Genomic DNA, 20,546 nt, shown 5'->3' with positions numbered 1-20,546 from the left:
GCAGGAGGGGGAACACGCCAGTGGAGGGCTCACGTTCGCGGCACCCGGCAGTCGAGTACCAAAGAGACAGCTTACGTCATCCGGGCCGTTCCCCCAAACCGAGCATCAGGCGATGACGGTGCGCTCCCCCGGCACGAGCACGCGCAGACGGTCGTCGCGTCCCGCATGCGCGAACATCCCGACGAGCCGCTCGGTGGTCTCGGAGAAGTGGAACCACCCCTCGGTGTGGACGGGGACCACGAGCGCATCGCCGAGCACCTCGGACGCCTCGAGCGCGGTCCTGGCGTTGAGGGTGAGGTCGGCGTCGCCGAAGCGTCCGACGTTCGCGGCTCCGGCGAACAGGACGGCCACGTCGATCAGGGGAAAGCGCGACACGACCTCGCGCACGACGTCGACCGAGGCGTTGTCGCCCGACACGTACACGGTCGGCCAGCCCTCGGATTCGAGCACGAAACCCGTCACGGTGCCCGATTGCGCCTCGGCTCCCTCCGGGCCGTGCAGCGCGGGGACGGCGGTGACGGCGACGGATGCCACGTCACGGCGCTCCCAGGGTGCGAGGCCGGTGACGTGCGGGATGCGGTCAGCGGACTCCGGCGTCCCCAGCACGAGGTCGGCGGTCGCCAGCACGTCACGCCCGGCGCCGTCGAGGTTGTCGGGATGTTGGTCGTGCGAGAGCAGGACGACGTCGATGTCTCCGAGCGCGGAGGCGGGGACGGCCGGACCCGTGAGCTTGTAGAGCGTGGTGCCGCCCGGGTACTCCCCCGGCGCGTCGAACGTGGGGTCCGTGAGGATCGAGAGCCCGGCGTAGGAGAAGTGCAGGGTCGGGCCGCCCACGAGCAGCGCGGAGATCGTCATCCGACCAGTCTCCGGTATCCGCTCGTCGGGGTCCAGGCGCGCGCCGGCACAGCGGGCGGTCAGTCGAGACGCGCCGTGACGAGGATCGGGCGGTGGTCGCTCGATCCCTGCGGGAGCGTGGTCACGCGCTCGATCTCGAAGCCGGCGGAGGTCGCGAAGTCGTAGTGCCCGCGGAACACGCGGTACCGGGTGTAGGTGTGGTCGTCGCTCAGGCTGAGCGCGTAGCCCTGCTCGCGCACCGCGTGGCCGAGGTTCTCCTTGAACACCGGGTAGTTGTAGTCCCCCACCATGAGCTGCGGCAGGCCCTCGCCGAGGGTCGCGAGCTCGGTGAGCGCGGCGCGGATCTGGTGCCGCCGCAGCGAGTTCAAGGCGGTCAGCGGCGCGGCGTGGAACGACGCGGCGATGAACTCGCGGCCCGCGTCGATGTCGCGCAGACGAGCGCCGAGCACCCGTTCGTGCGCGGGCTTCGCGATGCGGTCGTGCAGCGACTTCTTCAGCTCGATCGTGCGGATGCCCTGCAGCCGGAACGCGCTCTCGCGGTAGAACATCGCGAGTCCGAGCCGGTTGCCCTGCGTGGCGTCGGCGAGAGCCAGATCGCCGATCCGCTCCGGCAGGTGCACGACGTCGCACTCCTGCAGGCACAGGATGTCGGGGTCGTGGGCCGCGGCGATCGCCGCGAGCTCACCGGCAGCGCGGTGCTTGCGCAGGTTGTACGAGATGACCTTCATGACCCCGGCAACGTTACCGTCCGCGGCTGTGCCCCGGCTCCGTTCACTCGTCGTATCCCCAGCGGATGCCCAGCACGCCAGGGCCGAACCCGTGCTTCGCGACGTGGACCGCCCCGTGCGCGACCGACCGCATCGCCGTCACGTACTCGTCGGACGTCTCGCAGTACTCCTCACACCAGGTCGGAGGGGCATCCGGATGGAACCGCACCCAGATCAGCGTCTCGCGCGCCGAGCGCGAGGTCGCGTGCCAGACGGACTGGCGCGGCGGATAGCCCGCAGGGAACCTCTCGGTGAACTCGAAGAGCGTCGTCGCGCCGGTCGTGATCGGTTCATCGAGCGCGATGACGACACCGGAGAGCAGACCGCCGGGATGCAGGTACTCGCGGTCCACGCGACCGCCGGTCACCCCGGAGATCTCCGACATCACGTCGGTCTCGACGGGCGCGACGTCGATCACCGGGATCTCGGCGATGACCCCCTTGGTCGCCTGCACGAGTGAGCGCATCGTGACGCTCTCGACCGCACCGTCCCGGCCGACGAACGCCGTCACCTGCGTGGACAGGTCGCGGAGCTCGTCCTGCGCGGGCGCGCGCAGCGCGGCCAGAGTCTCAGCGGTCTCTCGCAACTCGCGCGCCTCGTCGAACGGCAGGCGCGGCGGCGCAAGCGGTCCCAGCCGCGCAGACGGGCGGAGGAGGCTCGTCAGCTGCCCGCGGTTCATGCCGAGGTGGTCCTCCAGTGCCTCGACGACGCTCAGCGACTGCGCACCCTCGGGCTGGCGCGCTCCCGACCGCCAGTAGCTGAGAGTGGCCATCGACACCGGATTGCCGTCGTCGACGAGTCGGCGCTGGAGACGCGCGAGTGTGACGCCGCGTTCTGAGATCGCTGACCGAAGGGCAGCCGCGAAAGCGCCAGCCTGGTCGACGTTGCGTTCTGTCACAGTCCCCTCGCCGCCGTGTGAAGAAGCGTCTCGTAGCCTCAGTGTACGGCTCCGCAGAATCCACCCCTCGGCTGCGGCAGTCGCCGTCGCGGACCCGGATGGGACGTGCGCTTCCGCGACGGCATCCGCGTCGTGGTCGCCCCCTGGGGTAGCGGGCGACCACGAAGCGGCCACCGCTCACGTCAGTCGGCGGGGCCGCGTGCGGCCGCTGCCCTCGCGGTCCTCCGAGGGGTCGGTCGGGGCACGGCTTCACCGGGATGCAGCGCCTCGCGCACGGCTTGACGCTCCCGCCGGGAGCGCGGCGAATCGATCAGGCCCAGAACGATCCCCACGAGGATGAGGACGAGCGCCGTCACGAGCACCGGATCGACATCGATGACAGTCCACTCCGCCCAGGCGGCGCCGGTCGCGAAGATCACCCCGCCCGCGCCCAGCGTGCTGAGGCCCAGCTGCAGACGCACCAGCGCGCGATTGCCCGAGAGCAGGGGCGCGACGAACTCGGGGGCGACCGCCCTGACCTCGCCTGTCGCGACCCATCGCGTCAGCGCGACCTCCCGCGCCGCCTGGAGCACCACACCGCCTGTCCAGGCCACGATGCCGAGGGCCGCGCAGAGCGCGATGGCCGCACCGCTGCCGAGGCTCAGCACGTCGATGCCGTTCTCGATCGGCTCGTCCCAGTACACGGGGTCGCAGGTGCGACACTGCTGTCGCATGTAGACGGAGAGCATGAAGGCGCCGAGCGACACGAGCGTCGCGACCGTGAGGACGGCGGCGATCCGAGCGATGATACGGGAGGACGGCACGACGAGCCAGCGAGGGAGCACGGCCCGTGGCGCGGCCTCCCGGCGGCGCCGGTCGGCGTCTTCCGCCCGCGGCACCTGCGCCTTCCACCGCGCCTGCAGGGCGGCGACCCGCGGCGCATCGCGGCGCATGAGGCGTCCGCCGACGCCGACCACGAGCGAGGCGGCGAGCGCGAGCACCGCGACGACTCCCAGAGCGCCCCACATCAGGGGGTCCTCGCGGAACTCGTCCGTGAACGCCACCATCAGCGCGAACAGACCTCCGATGCCGACGATCGACCAGAAGACCGCGAGCCCCGTGCGTCGCAGGTACTGCCCCGGCGAGGTCACGAGCTCCGCGCGGATGCGCTGCGGGGGCACGGCCGACGGGTTCTCCTCCCCGAGCCTCTCGACGAGCCGCAGCGCAGCCGCGCGCTCGGCGACGAGCACGAAGGGCACGCTCACCGCGAGGACGGCGGCGATGAGCAGGATCACGCCCATGCAGGCGCGGAGGAGCGGGTCGAGATCGATCTGCGAGTACAGCGTCGACAGGGCCTCCTCTCCCACGATCCCGCACACGAGGAGGGCGAGGAACGCGTACAGGAGACCGACGATCAGCCCGACGCCGGTGTCGAGCAGCGCCCGCCAGAAGGCCCACCCCGGAGAGCGCACCTCGACGAAGACGGCATCCGACTCCCTCATCATTCCTCCCCGACCCGACGCCGCGCCCTGGTCTGCTCGGCGCGTGTCGACAGCAGCTCATCGGCGGGATACCCGACCTCGGTGAGCGTGAGACCACGGGCCGCGAGCACCTTGAACTCGCTCGTGCGGGTGAGCGCGTCGCGGAGCACGACGAGATCGTCGATCCCGAGCCGCCCCTCGCCGACCGCCGCGCACGCACCCACGAGGGCACGGACCATGCTGTGGCAGAAGGCATCAGCCTTGACCTCAGCGACGAGCACCCCCTCGTCGTCTCTCGACCAGCGGTAGTCGAGCAGGGTGCGGATGGTCGTGGCCTCCTCGCGCGGCTTGCAGTAGGCCGCGAAGTCGTGGAGTCCGATGAGGGTGCGGGCCGCGGCATCCATCGCCCGGCCATCCAGCGCGCCGCGATGCGTCGTCGTGTCGAGCCGGCGGAGCGGGTCGTATCCCGAGGCCTCATCGGCGAGCCGGTAGCGGTATCGGCGCCAGACGGCCGAGAAGCGCGCGTCGAAGCCCTCGGGGGCGAGCGACGAGCGCGTGACCGTCACATCGGGGTAGGCGCCGAGGACCCCGCGCAGGCGACCGGCGAGGGAACCGGCAGGATCGAGCGCGGCGCGGCCGTGGCGCGATTCGACACGGGACCACTGCTCGTCGTCGAGGTCGACGTGCGCCACCTGTCCGGCGGCGTGCACCCCGGCATCCGTCCTCCCCGCCACGACGAACTGCACGTCCGAGCCGACGATGCGGGCCAGCGCCGCCTCGAGCGTGCCCTGCACGGTGCGGAGGGCGGGCTGTTTCGCCCACCCGCGGAAGTGGGTGCCGTCGTAGGCGATGTCGAGCCGGATGCGCACCCGTCAAGCCTACGGCCGTCGGGTCAGATGCCCCCGTCGATCGAGCGGATGAGGTCACCGGGCTCGTCTGGCACCATCACCTCGGTGTCACGGTTCAGGCTCTCGCCGCGGAAGAACCGCTTCGACCGCGGGAACAGGTACCAGAGGAACATCAGCACGAGTCCGAACGCCAGCGAGCCGATGCCGATCACGAACGTGCCGCCGATGCCGAAGAGGACCGTGTAGCCGTAGTCGACGTCCCACATGTCGATCGCCGACTGCACGAACGCGTAGGTGAGCATGAGTCCGCCGAGGAGCGGGAAGAGTCCCTTGAAGAAGAACTCGCGCGCGGAGTTCCGGAGCTCCTTCCGGAAGTACCAGACGCACGCGAACCCGGTGATCGCGTAGTAGAAGGCGATCGCGAGCCCGAGCGACAGGATCGAGTCCTGCAGGATGTTGTCGCTGATCAGCGTCATGCCGACGTAGTAGACCGAGGCGACGACACCCATCACGATGGTCGAGAACGAGGGCGTCTTGTACGTGGGGTGCACGTCCTTGAACTTCGCGGGAAGGGCGCGGTACACGCCCATCGCCAGAGTGCCGCGGGCGGTCGGCAGGATCGTCGTCTGCGTGGACGAGATCGCGGAGATGATCACCGAGACCACCAGCACCCAGCCGAACGGGCCGAGCAGGCCGTCCTTGATCGCGAGGAAGAAGTCGTCGGCGTTCGCCTCGTTGCCGAGGCCCGTGCCGTCCTCCCCCAGGCCCGCGTACATCATCGCGGCGATCGTGACGGCGACGTACGTGAACAGCAGGATGATCGTGGTCAGCAGGGCGGCGCGGCCGGGAATGCGCTTCGGGTCCTTCGTCTCCTCGTTCAGCGCCAGGCAGGTGTCCCATCCCCAGTAGATGAAGAGCGCGAGCAGGATCGCCTCGATGAACCCGGAGTAGTCCGTGAAGGCGAAGGGGTTCAACCAGGCGATGTCGAACGGCGTCGGATTCGGAGCGGTACCGGCGAAGAACTGCCAGAGCGCCGCGACGATGAAGATCGCGAGGGCGAGGTACTGGATCGCCAGCAGGATGTTCTGGATGCGCTCGCCGATCTCGACGCCTCGCCAGCTCACCCACGTCATGGACGCGATGAAGAACACGGCCACGAGGATGATGCGCCAGTCGTTGTTCTCGAGGTCGAAGCCGATCAGCGACCAGAAGTAGACAGAGGCGATCTGGGCGAGGTTGGCGAGCACGACCATGCCGGCGACCGCCACGCCCCAGCCGCCCATCCAGCCCACCCAGGGGCCGAACGCCTTGGTGCCCCACGTGAAGGTGGTGCCACAGTCGGGCACCGCGTTGTTCAGCTCGCGATACGCGAAGGCGATGAGCAGCATCGGGATGAACGCGATGATGAACGCGATCGGGGCCTGGGCGCCGACGGCGAGCACGACGAATCCGAGGGTCGCGACGAGCGAGTACACGGGGGCGGTGGAGGCCAGACCGATGACGGTCGATCCCCAGAGCCCCAGCGAGCCGCTGGCGAGCCCCTTGCCGTCGGGGCGTTCGAGGTGGATGGGCGTCGTTGCTGACATGTTCAGAAGATACGGCTTCAACGCATATCGCGTCAATCGTTTTCTTGCACCGAGGGATTTCGCGGCAGAGGCGGCGTGGAAACGACGGAATCCGTCGCGTCAGTCGCGGTCGAGCATTCCGTCCGCGTGGTCGGCGACCCACGCGACCAGGGGCAGCATGCGCTGCATGAGATCGCGTCCGAGCGGAGTGAGGCTGTACTCGACGTGGGGCGGCACCGTGGGGAACGATTCGCGATGCACGAGCCCGTCGTCGGCGAGAGTGCGCAGGGTCGACGCGAGCATCTTCTCGCTGATGCCGCCGACCTCGCGGCGCAGCTCTCCCCAGCGTCGGGTGCCGTCGGACAGGCTCGACAGCACGAGCACGCCCCACTTGCTCATGACGTGGTCGAGGATCACGCGCGTGCTGCATCCCGGTTCGAAGACCTGTGGGATGGACTCGCGGATCTGCGCATAACTCACCGTCATGTAGGTACCTTACTTCAAAGTGGGTACCCCCGATCCGGAATGTTCGAGGATGGGCGACGGGTTGAGCGAGATGTCAGCAACGAAAGGACACCCCATGACCATCCTCGTCACCGGCGCCACCGGCCAGCTCGGCCGCCTCGTCGTTCAGAGCCTGCTCGAGCGCGGCGCCGACCCGCAGTCGATCGTCGCGGGCGCACGCGACACCGCGAAGGCCGCCGACCTGGGCGTGCGCGTCGCCCAGCTCGACTACACGGACCCCCGCTCGATCGCCGCAGCACTCGACGGCGTCGACTCGGTGCTCCTCATCTCGGGCTCTGAGGTCGGCCAGCGCGTCCCGCAGCACCGGGCGGTCATCGACGCCGCGAAGGATGCCGGTGTGTCGAAGTTCGTCTACACGAGCGCTCCGAAGGCGACGACGAGCGACCTCGTCCTCGCACCCGAGCACAAGGCGACGGAGGAGGCGATCGCCGAAGCCGGCCTCCCGGCCGTGATCCTCCGCAACAACTGGTACACCGAGAACTACGCGGCCGATCTCGCACGCGCGGCCGACACGGGCGTCGTCGCCGCCGGCGCCGGCGACGGGCGCGTCGCGTCGGCGAGCCGCAAAGACTTCGCGGATGCCGCAGCGGCCGTGCTCCTCGAAGACGGTCACATCGGCCAGATCTACGAGCTCGGCGGAGACGTCGCGTGGACCTACGACGATCTCGCCGCGGCCATCGCGGAGATCTCCGGTCGCGAGGTCGAGTACCGACGCCTCACCCGGGACGAGCAGGCGGAGGCGCTGCGCGCGGCCGGCCTCGATGAGGGGACCGTCGGCTTCGTCGTCGCGCTGGACGCCGGCATCGCCGGGGGCGCCCTCGCCGACACCGACGGGACGCTGGCCCGGCTGATCGGCCGCCCGACGACGCCGCTCGTCGACGGTCTCCGCGCGACCGTCTGAGCGGGAGGGAGGGCGCCGGACGAGCCGGCGCCCTCCCCTCCGTCACAGCACCCGGGGTCTCAGGCGAGGTTCTCCCGCGAGTGCACGTAGGCGACCGTGAGGGCGATGGACGAGAGCGAGACCCCTTCCGCCTCCAGCACCTCGCCGACAGCGGCTCGCACTGCGTGCAGGGTCTCGTGCGCACCGGGCAGGAAGTCGATGCCGAGGGTGGCCTCGACACGCACGCCCGGCCCCTCGGAGGACACCGCGACGACCGGTTCGGCGCCGTCTCGCAGTCCCAACGCGGCAGCGCCCGCGCCGACGATGTTCGACACGAGGGATCCGGAACGGTAGAGGTCGCGGACGCCGGGGGTCGCGCGCACCGCGGCGTCGATGCGCTCCGCCAGCATCGGGGTGACGTCGGTCATGACCGCCCCTCCGTCCAGTTCTCGACCCTCTGGATGTCCCGGACGGTCACATCGATCGACGCCACATGCAGGTCGGTGTGTCTCCGCACGCGATCGGCGACCTCCGTCCGCAGCTGCGACACCGCCTCGGGGATGGGCTCGCCGTAGAGCATGCTCACCTCGATGCCGATGACCACGGGCGTGCCGACGGTCGTCACGTCGCCGTCGAGCGCTGTGCGCCCCACCAGGACGCCGGGGACCGCATTCTCCGCCGAGCGGATGAGCCCGCGCACGGCGCCCTCGGTGATGCCGAAGTCGACGCCGGGCTCCTGCCCGTCGAGAGGGACGCGGCGGCCGGCCCGAGCATCCAGAGCGATGCCGCTCAGGATGCGGTCGACCCAGCTGTCCTCGACCGGCGGCATCGCCGCAGCGTCCGCGTCGATGAGCTGCCCGCCGAGCCCCTGCAGCCGCGCGAGCGCGTCGAGGGCGAGCTGACAGCCGGGCGATCCCTCGATGGAGGGGTCGCGCGGAGTCCTGCCCGCCTCGAGATAATCGGCGAGCTCGTCGAGCGTGTGCCCGTCGAGGTCGCCCGGTTCGAGTCCGAGCCGGCGCACCTCGGGCGCTCCCTGATCGTCGCTCATCGCCACTCCTCCATTCGAACGATCATGTACTTCCTCGCGCGCGAGAGAAGGCCGCGCGCCGTCGACACCGGGATGTCGAGCTCCTCGGCGATCTCGTCGTACGAGTAGCCGCCCATCTCACGGAGCACCCAGCACTCCCGCTGCCCGGCCGGCAGCTCCTGCAGCGCCGCCCCCAGTGCGGCGATGCCGGCCCGGGCCTCGACCACGTGGTCGGGCCCGGCGTGGAACGGCGCCGGCTGCTCGATCTCGTCGACGTCGACCGTCGGACGGAGTGCGCGGATGCGGTCGACCGCCTTCCGGCTCACGATCCGCATCAGCCAGCTCTTGACCTTCCCGGGGTCCTCGAGCTCGGAGAACCGCTGCCACGCCGTGACGAAGGTCTCCTGCACGATGTCGTCGACATCGGCCGAGGCGTTCAGCATCCGCTGCGTGTACGCGCGCATCATCGGCGTGTACCGCCGGACGAGTACGGCGAAGGCAGCGACATCCCCGTCGATCGCTCGACCTGCGACGATCCGATCGTCGGCGAGTTCGAGAGCTCCGCGAAAAGGGCCCGTCGCCATGTGTCCATCCCCTCGTTCGTTCCCCCAGTGGGGATTCGGAGCAGAATGCGCAACGGATCGGCCTTCACCCGATCGCCTGCGCTGCCCATCGTGAATCCCTTCCCGCCTTTCGGCGGAGTCCCTGCCTCAGCACCGCGAACGCGCTGAGGGTCGTCGTCCCCACGACAACCCTCAGCACGGGTCGCAGTGTCGCGACATCTGTAAGACGCACCCCACCCCCGAAACGTCACAAAGTTCTCGAGAGTTCTCGAAAGTTGCACTTTCAGGGAGATGGTGCATACTTGCACTCTATGGATGAGAGTGCAGAATCGACCCGCGAGCAGCGCAAGCGCGAAACCGCTCGCGCCCTCACCGACGCCGCCCGACGACTGACCGTCGAGCACGGATTCGCCGGGTTCACGGTCGAGCAGCTCTGCACCGAGGCGGGGGTCTCGCGCCGCACGTTCTTCAACTACTTCGAGAGCAAGGAGAACGCGGTGTTCGGCGTCACCGCGGTCGATCCGCGTCAGGAGGCTCTCGAGAGAGCGTTCGTCGGCGCCGACGGCGATCTGCTCGACGACTTCCTCCGCCTCACGGTGGATCGTTTCGCACTGCTGAACCCCCTGGACGACGCACCGGCGATGTTCGCGGTGATCGAGCAGGAGCCGCGCCTGCTCAAGGCCGCGTTCGAGCAGCTCGCCAAGAACGAGCGGCGCGACATGGACCTCATCCTCGAGCGCACCGGCGACTCGGAGGGCGCCGCGCTGCAGGCCGAGGTCATGGTCCACACCGTCGGAGCCCTCGTGCGTCTGAGCATGGATCAGCTGCTGCACCATCAGTCCACCGAGCCGTTCGGCGACCTCATCGCCCGCCGTCTCGACACCGCCCGCACCGTCTTCGCACAGAAAGCCGACTGATGTCCGCCACCGCCACCGCCACCAAGGACGCGCCGTTCCTGCTCACCAAGCGGCGCATCTGGATCATCTTCAGCGCCCTCATCGCGGGCATGCTGCTCGCCAGCCTCGACCAGACGATCGTGTCCACGGCGATGCCGACGATCGTCGGGCAGCTGGGCGGCGTCGACCACCAGGTCTGGATCACGACCGCGTACCTGCTCGCCACCACGATCGTGATGCCGATATACGGCAAGTTCGGCGACGTGCTCGGGCGACGCAACCTCTTCCTCGTCGCCATCGCCCTCTTCACCCTCGCGTCGGTGGGGTGCGCGTTCGCCACGGACTTCTGGATGTTCGTCGTGTTCCGCGCGCTGCAGGGTCTCGGCGGCGGCGGCTTGATGATCCTCTCGCAGGCGATCATCGCGGACATCGTGCCCGCCAACGAGCGCGGCAAGTACATGGGACCGCTCGGCGCGGTGTTCGGGCTGTCGGCCGTCGCCGGCCCTCTGCTCGGCGGGTTCTTCGTGGACCACCTCACCTGGCAGTGGGCGTTCTACATCAACATCCCTGTGGGCGTCGCGGCGTTCATCATCGCCGTCGTCGCGCTACAGCTGCCGAGCAAGAAGGCGGAGAAGCCGATCGACGTCTTCGGCGTCATCTTCCTGTCGATCGCCACCACCTGCCTGATCTTCTTCACCGATTTCGGCGGCGACGCCGAGTTCGGCTGGGACTCCGCCGCGACCTGGGCCTGGGGTGCCGGGCTCGTGGTCGCCGCCGCGGCGTTCATCGTCACCGAGTCGCGCGTGCAGGACCCGATCATCCCGCTGAGCCTGTTCCGCAACCCGATCTTCGTGAACGCGACGGCGATCGGCCTCGTGCTCGGCATCGGCATGTTCGCGGCGATCGGCTTCGTCCCCACCTTCCTGCAGATGTCGTCCGGCACGTCGGCGGCGGCATCCGGGCTGCTGATGATCCCGATGATGGTCGGGCTCATGGGCACGTCGATCTTCTCGGGGATCGCGATCTCCAAGACCGGGAAGTACAAGGTCTACCCGATCGTCGGGACGATCATCACGGGACTCGCGATGGTGGCGTTCACGACGCTCTCGGCGTCGACCCCGATCTGGCTGATCTGCGTGTTCCTGTTCTTCTTCGGCGCAGGACTCGGTCTCATCATGCAGGTCGTGGTGCTCGTCGTGCAGAACGCCGTGCCCGCCGGCGAGATCGGCACGGCGACGAGCACGAACAACTACTTCCGCGAGGTGGGGGCGTCCCTCGGCACCGCGGTCTTCGGAACGCTCTTCACGACGCGGCTCACCGAGAATCTGCTGGGCGTCTTCGGCGGAGCCGGCGCCTCGCCCGAGGAGGCCGCGCAGGCCGCGTCGACCATCGACCCCGCGACCCTCAGCGCCCTCCCCGACGAGGTGCGCGACGGCATCGTCACGGCGTATGCGGATGCTCTCGCGCCGGTCTTCTGGTACCTCGTGCCGTTCATCGCGGTGGCGCTCCTGCTCTCGCTCCTCCTGAAGCAGATCCCGCTCTCCGATCAGGCCGGGCTCGTCGCGCGCGGCGAGGCGATCAGCGGCGAGGAGGCGGAACGCCTCGAGGCCGAGCAGCGAGGACTCTCCGGGTCATCCACCCGCACCGACGGCGGGGATACCAGCGGCCGGTGAGGACGCAGAAGGGCCCGGGACTCCTCGGAGCCCCGGGCCCTTCTGTCATCCGGTCGCCTGTCAGGGCAAGTCGGCCACGTCGACCTCGTCGTCGTCGCCGGAGGTCTGCCCCTCCCCGGGCGTCGCCTCGTCGGGCTCCGGATCACGGTCGTTCGTCACGAAGTCGGCGTCCACGCCGGTCGCGTCGATCTCGGCCTCGTCACCTGGTGGCATCTGAGGGTCTGACATGATCACTCCGATCTCTGCTGCGGACAGGAACTCCAGTCTCGTCCCGACAGAGGATCCGGGCGACCCCTTGACAGCCGGTCAGAGGATGCCGGTGAGCACGCCGCCGTCCGCTCGCAGCGCTGCACCGTTGGTGGCGGATGCGACGGGGCTCGCGAGGTACGTCACGAGGTTCGCGATCTCGCCGGGATCGATGAAGCGCTTCAGCAGGGTGGTGCGGTTCTGACCGATGATCGCCTCGCGCATCTCGCTCTCGGACGAGCCGCTGGCCTGGGCGATCGCCTCGACCGAGGCGGCGACGCCCTCGGAGTAGGTCGGGCCGCCGAGCACCGTGTTGACGGTGACGGCGGTGCCGCGCGTGAGCTTCGCAAGGCCGTTGGCGAGCGCGAGCATCGCCGCCTTCGTCACCCCGTAGTGCACCATGTCGGCCGGCACGTTCACGCCGGACTCGCTGCTGATGAACACGATGCGTCCCCACCCCCGCCGCAGCATCCCGTCCAGCAGCGCGCGCGACAGGCGGACGCCGCTCATCAGGTTCACCTCCAGGTACCGAAACCACTCCTCGTCGTCGATGGCTGCGAACTCGGCGAGGCCGAACAGTCCGACGTTGTTGACGAGGATGTCGACATCTCCGAGATCGTCGATCAGACGCGCGACCGCCTCCGCATCGGCGAAGTCCGCCGCGAGCCCCGACACCGTCGCACCGGGACACTCGTCCCGGAGACGCTGCACGGCCCCGTCGAGTCGTCCTGCGTCGCGCCCGTTGAGCACCACCTCCGCTCCCTCCGCCGCGAGGGCTGTCGCGACGGCGAAGCCGATCCCCTGGCTCGATCCGCTGATGAACGCCCTCTTGCCCTGCAGTCGCAGATCCATCTCATTCCCTTCCGGACGCGTTCGCGCCGTGATGACGTGCTTGAGCAAGTGACGCTACGCGCCTTTACTTGCTCAAGCAAGTCATCAGCGCCTACGCTGTCACCATGACCGACCCGCAGAGATCCGCGCTGACTCCCGACGAACTCGCGATCTGGGCGCCACTGGCATCGATGCTGGAGCGTCTGCCAGCCGCGCTCGACGCGCAGCTGCAGCGCGACAGCGGGCTGACGCACTTCGAGCAGGGCATCCTGCAGGCGCTCGATCTGGCACCCGAGCGCACTCTGCGCCTGAGCACGATCGCCGCCTATGCGAGCTGCACCCTGTCACGGCTGTCCCGTGCGGTCTCCCGTCTCGAGAAGAAGGGATGGGTGCAGCGCCGGGTCGATCCGACAGACGGACGCTTCACGCTCGGAGTGCTCACGGATGCCGGTCATCGCGCGGTCGTCGCCTCCACGCCCGGCCACCAGGCGCTCGTGCGCGAGCTCGTCTTCGATGCGCTGACGGCCGCGCAGACGCGTCAGCTCGGCGAGATCAGCCGCCGCATCGCGACCGCCGTCGGCCCCGGCGAGCCGTGGAGCCCACCGCCTGCCGCCTGACGTCCGCGGCCTGCCCTCCGAGCGTTCATTCGTGCTCGGGCAGCACGGGCGTCGACCATCCGGGATCCCGTCCGACCTGGGTCGCCCGCGAGAGCGACGCCGACCCGAAGCGCTCGTGCACCGCGTCGACCACCGTGTCGAGCCGCTGCCCTCCCTCGTCGTCGAACGGGAGTTCCGCCGGTGCGTGGTCTGCACTGGCGAGCTGAGAGAGCGAGATGCCGATGAGCGTGATGCCCCGCTGCGAGATCTCCGCGTGCGCCGCGACGAGGAGTCCGCGGGCCAATGCCAGCAGCACCGACGTCCGGCCCGTCGGCGTGCGCAGAGTCCTCGACCGCGTCGCCTTCGCGAAATCGCCGTACCGCAGGCGGAGCACCACTGTGCGGCAGACGCGATCCCGCTCGCGCAGCCGCCTCGCGAGACCGTCGACGATCTGCGTCAGGATGACGTCGAGCTCCTCCTCCGACCGGGGACGTGAACCCAGGGCCCGCTGGGAGCCGATCGATGCCCGCCGGCGTGCCGTGTCGACCGGCCTCGGGTCGCGCAGCCGCGCCAGTGCATGCAGGTGCGCCCCGCTCGCCTTTCCGAGCAGCCGCTCGGCCGTCGCCTCCTCGAGCTCGGCGAGCTCGCCGACCGTGTGGATGCCGAGACCGTGGAGCTTCTCGGCGGTCGCTGCTCCGACACCCCAGAGTCGCTCGACCGGGAGCGGGAGGAGGAACGCATGCTCCCGCTCCGGTTCCACGATCAGCAGACCGTCGGGTTTGCTCACGGCACTCGCGACCTTGGCGAGGAACTTCGTGCGGGCGACCCCGACCGAGATCGCGAGGCCCACCTCGGCTCGCACGCGCTCGCGCAGACGCACCGCGACCTGCTCCGGGCTGCCTGCGAGGCGGCGGAGACCGCCCACCTCGAGGAACGCCTCGTCGATCGAGATGCCCTCGACGAGAGGAGTGGTGTCGCGGAAGATCGCGAAGACGTCGCGGCTCGCCCGGGAGTAGACGTCCATCCGAGGCGGCACGACGACGGCCTCCGGGCACAGCTCGCGAGCCTGACGCCCGCCCATCGCCGTCCGGACACCGCGGGCCTTGGCCTCGTAGCTCGCCGCCAGCACGACCCCGCCGCCGACGATCACCGGTCGCCCGCGGAGCGCGGGCGCGTCACGCTGCTCGACCGAGGCGTAGAACGCGTCCAGGTCGGCGTGCAGCACCGTCGCCTCATCGCGCATCACGCCTCCCTTCGGCATCCGATCGGGAGAATCGTCGCACCGACCCCCGACATCCGCGCGCCGAGGAGATGCAGACGTGGCCGCCCCGATCGAGATCGGGGCGGCCACGACGACGGTCCTGCCGCTACTGCCGGCGCAGACGGCGTCGCACGAGCAGCACCGCGCCGAGCCCGAGAGCCGCGAGGGCGACCCAGATGGTCACGAGCGGCAGCTCACCACCGGTCTGCGCGAGGCCGTCGGTCGCTGCGCCCTGAGCGGCGGTCACCGTCACGGCCGCTTGCACCTGCGAGCCGTCGGGGAGGATCACGACGAGCGTATGCGCGCCCGCCGAGACGGATGCCGGGATCCGCACGGTGGTCGCGAACCCACCCGCAGCCGAGACGGTCACCGCGCCCAGGCTCACGGGCGTCGAGTGGAGCTCCAGCCGCAGCTGGGCGCCCGCGGCGAAGCCGGTGCCCGAGACACGGAGCGACCCGCCTGCCGCGACCGTCTGCGAGCCGAGCACGACCGTCGGATTCTCCGTCTCGGGCTCGCTCGCGGCGATCGTCACCGCGGCGCTCGTCGCCTGCGCCGGCAGGTGACCGTCGAGCGAGCCGCCGACCCGGACGGAGAGCGCGCGCCCGGCCAGCGCGGCCGGGATCGTGAACTCCGCGGACGTGGCGCCGTCGACGGCCTCGCCGTCGACCAGCCACTGGTAGGTGAACGCAGTGCCCGTCGTCCACTCCCCCGGCTGCGCGGTGACCGTCGCTCCGACCGTCGCGGCTCCGGCGATCGACGGCGTGCCGACGACGAGGTCACCCGGCTCAGCGGCGGCCAGGCAAGCCTCGCCGCAGACCAGGAACTCGGCCTGCAGTCCCTTGTGGTCGCTGGTCCACAGCGTCTGCGGGGTGAAGATCTCCTCGTCCGAGACCGGCAGCGCACGCGCGCCACGCACGATGTCGCCCTTCGGTCCGACGATCCTCGTGCTCTCCAGCGTCAGACGCTCGTCCGGCGCGAAGAAGATGTAGTCGATCCGGTCGCGCTCGTCGGCCTCGGGAGCCCAGGCCAGTTGGGAGACGCTGACGTTCGGCGTGTCAGCGGGCCATGTGAACCCGGGGTGGGTGACGGGATCGGGATACTGCGCCCGGTACGCGTCGACGAGACCGCCGTCGCGCAGGATGCTGGTGGTCTGCCACGGCGCGACGACGCCGTTGTGGTCATAGAGGTTCGCGGTCGCCTCGGTCCAATCGAGCGCCGACGGCTCGTTCATGTCGGCGCCCATCATGGTGAGGCGTCCTGCCGCACGCTCGCTCGCCATGTCCGCGGTCAGTGCGCTCGCGGCGGCGGGGCGGCCGGAGGCCTCGTTGGCTGCGAGGATCTGCGGAACGTCGGTCACCGGAGCGCTGAGCTTGTTCCAGCCGCGCCACTCGGCCGGGAAGCCGGCGGCGAGCACGTCGCCCGCGTAGCCGCGGGGCAGGTACGTCGCGTAGTACCGGTACTCGAGGTGGCCGCCGTAGGCGGCGATCTGCGTGTCGCCGACCTGGACGATCGCCTTCATCCATCCGCCCTGAGTGCCGGGTACGGTCACGACGCCCGCGTCGACGATCGGGTAGCGCGAGATGACTCCGGCGCTGCCGCCCGTCGAGTGATAGTCGAATCCGAGATCGCGCGCGATGGCCGCGGCGCCGCTCTGGGCCTCCTCCACGAAGATCAGGTCGGCGCCGATCTCGGTGAGCATCGTCGCGTCGGTGGTCTTGCCCCACAGGTTGAGCTGCACGACCGACAGCGCGATCGGCTTCGTCGGGTCGACGGCGGGACCCTCGTAGGGCGCCTCGGCGACCGTGAATGCGACGGGCTCGCTCACCCGCGTGTAGCCGTCGTCGTAGAGGTACTCGACGCGGTAGTCGCCCGCCGGGAGCGGGTTGCCCGATCGGTCCTTCGCCGGCAGCTGCACCGAGCCGGACGTGCCGGGCGCGTACGCCCACGCCATGCCGCAGGCGTCGCACGGCTCCGGCTTGGATACCGGGTAGATCGCGACCCAGTTCTTCGCACTCGGTCGGTCGGTCGTGAAGGCGACGGAGAGCGTGCCGCCCGGCGCCACCTCGGTCGTCGAGAGGGTCATCTCGGATGCCGCAGCGGCCGCGGCCGGAGCAGCGCCCATCATCGGTGAGGCCATGAGCACGCCTGCGGCGAGGACTGCCGCGAGCAAGAGGATGCGCCGGCCTCGGCGCGATCCGGGGGCGGGAGACGAGGACATGTCTGCGATGTTCCTTCCAGAGACGCGATCGGCATCCCATCGGGAGCCGGCGGAAGGCTCGGATGACCTCCCTCGACGCGAGAGAACCGTCGCGAGGTGACCGACCGGTGAACGCGAGGGGACCGGACGAGGACATGCGCGCAGGTGGAGCCGAAGTCGAGCGCCCACGATGCGCACCTGTTCAGAACCGGAAGGGGATGGTGCGGCCGGCGCTGCGCGCAACGCCCCGGATACGCCAAAAGCCCCGGATCATCCGGGGCTTTCGATCTGTAGCAGGAGCGGGGCTTGAACCCGCGACCTCACGATTATGAGTCCGATTCTGTGCGCCAGCAGGTGCTCGTTTGCCGCCGTTCGCCGCATGATTCCGCGGAGAACATGCTTCTTGGTCGCAGTTGGTCGGCACCGGTTTCAGCGGACCCACCGGCACCACACCGGCACCAATTCGAGCGAGCGTCAGCCGCATCCCTTCACTGCAGACACCATCGCTCGCGCGCGGGCACAACTCACGCACTCTTCTTGTATGTGCTCTGAAACACTGCGTCCGACAGCCACCGTCGGAAGCCCTCGTTGTCGCTGAACTGCTTGAACAGCTCGGTGTCATCCCGAAGGACGGCCATCATCACTCGACCCAGCGCCCGGTCGTGCTCAACGCGGGCGTTGGCTGGGTCGTTGTTCTTCTGGGCATTCTGGTAGGCCTCGTCCTCCGCAACCTTGCGCGGGATCTCCTCGGTGATAAGCCGCTGCACCCGGTCGGCGTCTGTCCACTCGATGTTGCCGAACTGGTCATTGAAGGTCTGCAGGATGTTGGAAAGTCGTTCCAACTCTGGGTCCGTCACATGCCCACCACCGGCGGCCGGCACCGGGGCGAGCTCGCCCTCGTCGTCGGTGAGCGCGATCCTCATCGACTCTCGCTTCTCGACTCGGTAGGACTCCATGTCGATCGTCTCGAGGATGCCTGCGGACAGGTCGTCCTCACGCGGCGCCGGCAGCTTCGGGATCAGGTGGTCGAGGAAGATCGATAGCTTCTCCCACCCCGGGTTGCCGAACGGTAGCACCGTGGAGAGGAAGTTGTACGTACGGGTGAACGCCTTGGCCAGGCCCTTGAAGGTGACCTGGTCGTCTTCATCGGGCATCTCGATGTACTCGGCGACGCAAGCGTCGAGCAGCGGGTCGAGTTGGTCGCGTTCAACACCGGCGAGGTAGAGCTCGGCGAACTTGTCGACGGTCTCCGGCAGGTAGATGCCGTAGCTGTTCAGCTCGTTGACCAGGTCGTGGAGCTTGTTCGGGTCGGTCTCCTGGCTGAGCACCGTGGTCCGGTAGTACGGCGCGAACGCGCGCTCGATGTCCTCAGCGGTGTTCGCGAAGTCGAGCACGAACGCGTCGTGCTTCGCAGGGTGCGCGCGGTTGAGGCGTGAGAGCGTCTGCACCGCTTTGACGCTCGAGAGGGTCTTGTCGACGTACATGGTGTGCAGCAGCGGCTCGTCGTAGCCGGTCTGGAATTTGTCGGCACAGACGAGGATCCGGTATGGGTCCGCTCGGATCTGGTCGGCGATGTCCTTGCTGGGGAAGCCGTTGAGGCTGGCCTCGGTGACCTCGATGCCCTTGTACTCGTGCTCGCCGGAGAACGCGACGATCGCCTTATAGGGGCTCTTGCGCTCGGCGAGGTAGGCGCTGATGGCGTGGAAGTACTCGATGCAGCGCGGGATCGTGCTGGTCACGACCATCGCCCGGGCTTGGCCGCCGATCTTGTGCTTGGCGATGACCTGGCTGTGGAAGTGGTCGACCATGATCTCGGCCTTGAGACGGATGGCGTGCTCGTTGCCCTCGACGAAGGCGCGGAGCTTCTTCGAGGCGCGCTTGGTGTCGAACTCGGGGTCGTCCTCGATGGTCTTCATCAACTTGTAGTAGCTGGGGACCGGAGTGAAGTTCTCCAGGACGTCGATGATGAACCGCTCTTGCGTGGCCTGCTTCATCGTGTAGCTGTGGAAGGGCCGGTAGCCGGTGCCACCCTCGTGCGGGAACGGTTCTCCGAACATCTGCAGCGTCTTGTTCTTCGGAGTTGCCGTGAACGCGAAGTAGCTCGCGTTCGGCAGCATCTTCTTGGACTCGATGATCCGGTTGATCGTGTCCTCGACGGTCTCGTCGTCCTCTGCCGCTCCGCCGGCGGCGAGCGCCATCGAGACCGCCGCCGCGGCCTTGCCGCCCTGGCTGGAGTGGGCCTCGTCGATGACGATGGCGAAGGTGCGGTCGCGGTGATCCTTGCCGATGTCGTCGAGGATGTAGGGGAACTTCTGCACCGTGGTGATGATGATCTTGCGCCCGGCCTCGATGGCCTTGCGGAGGTCCCCGGAGCGGTCGGCGTGGACGACTGTGGAGCCGACCTGCATGAAGGACTTGATGGTCTCCTTCAGCTGACTGTCGAGGATGACCCGGTCCGTCACGACGATGACGGACCCGAAGGCGTTGGCCCCGTCGTGCTTGGCCTCTGTGAGCTGATGCGCCAGCCAGGCGATCGAGTTCGACTTGCCGCTCCCCGCCGAGTGTTGGATCAGATAGCGCCGGCCCGCACCATGCCGTTTGACATCAGCGAGGAGCTTCCGCACGACGTCGAGCTGGTGGTAGCGCGGGAAGATCTGGCTGGACGACTTCTTGCCCGTCCGCGGGTTCTTCGTCGTGACGATCTGGGCGTAGTTCTCGACAATGTTGGCAAGGCTGCGCGGGGCGAGAATCTGCCGCCAGAGGTAATCGGTCTTGAGGCCGTCAGGGTTGGGCGGGTTGCCGGCTCCGTCGTTCCAGCCCTTGTCGAACGGCAGGAACCACGACTGTTTGCCCTTGAGGTGGGTGCAGAACCGAACCTGCTGGTCGTCGAGAGCGAAGTGGGCGATGCAGCGCCCGAACTGGAACAGCAACTCCCGCGGATCGCGATCGCGCTTGTACTGCTCGACGGCGTCGTCGAAGGTCTGCTTGGTGATGTTGTTCTTCAGCTCGAACGTGAAAACCGGCAGACCGTTGACGAACGCGACGAGATCCAGCGACAGACCGGTGTCGGTCACGCTGTAGTGCACCTGGCGAGTGACGGTGAAGCCGTTCGCCGCGAACAGCTCGGCCGCCTTGGCGTTGCCCGGCGTCGGAGTCGGATAGAACAAGTCGACGTGGTGCTGGCGATGATCGACACCCTTGCGCAGCACATGGACTACGCCGTTGCGCGTGATCTCGCCCTGCAGCCGGGAGAGGAACTCGTGCCGAGTTGCCGTCGCCTCACGCAGCGACAGCGCCTCGGCCAGATCCGGCTGCGTTGCCTGGATGAACGCAGTGAGTTGGCGCAGATCGATCGCGTACGCCGGCTCGTAGTCGGACGTCGAGCCCTGCTCCCAGCCGCCCTCGACCATCTGGCGGACGATCAACGCCTCAAGGCTCTCCTCGTTCAATCGCATCGC

At 68.9% G+C, this 20,546-nt stretch carries 19 protein-coding genes; 4 read left to right on the top strand and 15 right to left on the bottom strand.

All coding sequences use genetic code 11. The features are described 5' to 3' along the window. Positions 1 to 105: 105 nt before the first annotated feature. The 7 genes from RAC69_RS08995 to RAC69_RS08965 form a co-directional block, all read right to left on the bottom strand. A complete protein-coding gene (locus RAC69_RS08995; RefSeq protein ID WP_341935255.1) occupies positions 106 to 855 on the bottom strand; it encodes an MBL fold metallo-hydrolase in 750 nt (249 codons plus the stop codon). A 59-nt stretch (positions 856 to 914) separates the two neighbouring features. Next, positions 915 to 1,583 (bottom strand): endonuclease/exonuclease/phosphatase family protein, encoded by a 669-nt coding sequence (locus tag RAC69_RS08990; RefSeq protein ID WP_341935256.1) that lies wholly within the window; start codon positions 1,581 to 1,583, stop codon positions 915 to 917. A 43-nt stretch (positions 1,584 to 1,626) separates the two neighbouring features. Next, positions 1,627 to 2,520, bottom strand: a complete 894-nt coding sequence (locus RAC69_RS08985; protein ID WP_375086526.1) for a hypothetical protein — start codon at positions 2,518 to 2,520, stop codon at positions 1,627 to 1,629. Between the two features lie 182 nt (positions 2,521 to 2,702). After that, positions 2,703 to 4,001 carry a hypothetical protein gene (locus RAC69_RS08980; RefSeq protein WP_375086525.1) on the bottom strand — a complete coding sequence of 433 codons (1,299 nt, stop codon included), beginning with the start codon at positions 3,999 to 4,001 and terminating at the stop codon, positions 2,703 to 2,705. After that, on the bottom strand, positions 4,001 to 4,849 hold the full coding sequence (gene truA, locus RAC69_RS08975) for a tRNA pseudouridine(38-40) synthase TruA (protein WP_375086524.1): 849 nt from the start codon (positions 4,847 to 4,849) through the stop codon (positions 4,001 to 4,003). The genes RAC69_RS08980 and truA overlap by 1 nt, the downstream gene beginning before the upstream one ends. A 23-nt stretch (positions 4,850 to 4,872) precedes the next feature. Then, positions 4,873 to 6,414 (bottom strand): APC family permease, encoded by a 1,542-nt coding sequence (locus RAC69_RS08970; protein ID WP_375086523.1) that lies wholly within the window; start codon positions 6,412 to 6,414, stop codon positions 4,873 to 4,875. Positions 6,415 to 6,513: 99 nt separating this feature from the next. Then, positions 6,514 to 6,879: a helix-turn-helix domain-containing protein gene (locus RAC69_RS08965; protein WP_096714321.1), complete on the bottom strand. Its 366-nt coding sequence runs from the start codon at positions 6,877 to 6,879 to the stop codon at positions 6,514 to 6,516. A 94-nt stretch (positions 6,880 to 6,973) separates the two neighbouring features. On the opposite strand from RAC69_RS08965, the gene RAC69_RS08960 reads away from it, so the two are divergent. Continuing rightward, positions 6,974 to 7,819: an SDR family oxidoreductase gene (locus RAC69_RS08960; protein WP_375086522.1), complete on the top strand. Its 846-nt coding sequence runs from the start codon at positions 6,974 to 6,976 to the stop codon at positions 7,817 to 7,819. 59 nt (positions 7,820 to 7,878) lie between these two features. On the opposite strand, the gene RAC69_RS08955 is transcribed toward RAC69_RS08960, so the two are convergent. The 3 genes from RAC69_RS08955 to RAC69_RS08945 are packed head-to-tail and all read right to left on the bottom strand — an operon-like array spanning position 7,879 to position 9,409. Beyond that, complete coding sequence (locus RAC69_RS08955) at positions 7,879 to 8,226, bottom strand: hypothetical protein (RefSeq protein ID WP_375086521.1); 348 nt, start codon at positions 8,224 to 8,226, stop codon at positions 7,879 to 7,881. After that, positions 8,223 to 8,846 (bottom strand): Asp23/Gls24 family envelope stress response protein, encoded by a 624-nt coding sequence (locus RAC69_RS08950; protein WP_375086520.1) that lies wholly within the window; start codon positions 8,844 to 8,846, stop codon positions 8,223 to 8,225. Before RAC69_RS08950 ends, RAC69_RS08955 begins: the two co-directional genes overlap by 4 nt. Continuing rightward, a complete protein-coding gene (locus RAC69_RS08945) occupies positions 8,843 to 9,409 on the bottom strand; it encodes an RNA polymerase sigma factor (RefSeq protein WP_375086519.1) in 567 nt (188 codons plus the stop codon). The genes RAC69_RS08950 and RAC69_RS08945 overlap by 4 nt, the downstream gene beginning before the upstream one ends. Positions 9,410 to 9,699: 290 nt before the next feature. Between RAC69_RS08945 and RAC69_RS08940 the strand changes: the two genes are divergently transcribed. Next, positions 9,700 to 10,305, top strand: coding sequence for a TetR/AcrR family transcriptional regulator (locus RAC69_RS08940; RefSeq protein WP_375086518.1), 606 nt, complete (start codon positions 9,700 to 9,702; stop codon positions 10,303 to 10,305). Next, the gene (locus tag RAC69_RS08935) at positions 10,305 to 11,957 is read left to right on the top strand and encodes an MDR family MFS transporter (protein ID WP_375086517.1); all 1,653 of its coding nucleotides are present in this window, start codon (positions 10,305 to 10,307) and stop codon (positions 11,955 to 11,957) included. The genes RAC69_RS08940 and RAC69_RS08935 overlap by 1 nt, the downstream gene beginning before the upstream one ends. A 60-nt stretch (positions 11,958 to 12,017) precedes the next feature. Here RAC69_RS08935 and RAC69_RS08930 read toward each other — a convergent pair whose 3' ends face one another. Together RAC69_RS08930 and RAC69_RS08925 are read right to left on the bottom strand one after the other, a co-directional pair. Further along, positions 12,018 to 12,185 (bottom strand): hypothetical protein, encoded by a 168-nt coding sequence (locus tag RAC69_RS08930; RefSeq protein WP_251586343.1) that lies wholly within the window; start codon positions 12,183 to 12,185, stop codon positions 12,018 to 12,020. A 78-nt stretch (positions 12,186 to 12,263) separates the two neighbouring features. After that, entirely contained in the window at positions 12,264 to 13,055 is a 792-nt protein-coding gene (locus RAC69_RS08925; RefSeq protein ID WP_375086516.1) for an SDR family NAD(P)-dependent oxidoreductase, read from the bottom strand. A gap of 104 nt (positions 13,056 to 13,159) precedes the next feature. Here RAC69_RS08925 and RAC69_RS08920 point away from each other — a divergent pair, with 104 nt between their 5' ends. After that, a complete protein-coding gene (locus RAC69_RS08920) occupies positions 13,160 to 13,651 on the top strand; it encodes a MarR family winged helix-turn-helix transcriptional regulator (protein ID WP_341935271.1) in 492 nt (163 codons plus the stop codon). Positions 13,652 to 13,676: 25 nt separating this feature from the next. Here the strand turns inward: RAC69_RS08920 and dinB are convergent, their stop codons facing one another. From dinB to RAC69_RS08905, 3 genes are all read right to left on the bottom strand, one after another. Continuing rightward, entirely contained in the window at positions 13,677 to 14,873 is a 1,197-nt protein-coding gene (gene dinB / locus RAC69_RS08915; RefSeq protein ID WP_375086515.1) for a DNA polymerase IV, read from the bottom strand. A gap of 124 nt (positions 14,874 to 14,997) precedes the next feature. After that, positions 14,998 to 17,109, bottom strand: a complete 2,112-nt coding sequence (locus RAC69_RS08910) for an endonuclease/exonuclease/phosphatase family protein (RefSeq protein WP_375086514.1) — start codon at positions 17,107 to 17,109, stop codon at positions 14,998 to 15,000. A 503-nt stretch (positions 17,110 to 17,612) separates the two neighbouring features. After that, on the bottom strand, positions 17,613 to 20,543 hold the full coding sequence (locus tag RAC69_RS08905) for a type I restriction endonuclease subunit R (RefSeq protein ID WP_375086513.1): 2,931 nt from the start codon (positions 20,541 to 20,543) through the stop codon (positions 17,613 to 17,615). Between the last annotated feature and the right edge of the window lie 3 nt (positions 20,544 to 20,546).

The sequence above is a fragment of the Microbacterium sp. LS_15 genome, from assembly GCF_041954735.1.
In the GTDB taxonomy this organism is placed as follows: Bacteria; Actinomycetota; Actinomycetes; order Actinomycetales; family Microbacteriaceae; genus Microbacterium.
The sequence above is the reverse complement of the archived record's forward strand: the minus strand, read 5'-3'. Positions and strand labels throughout refer to the sequence as shown.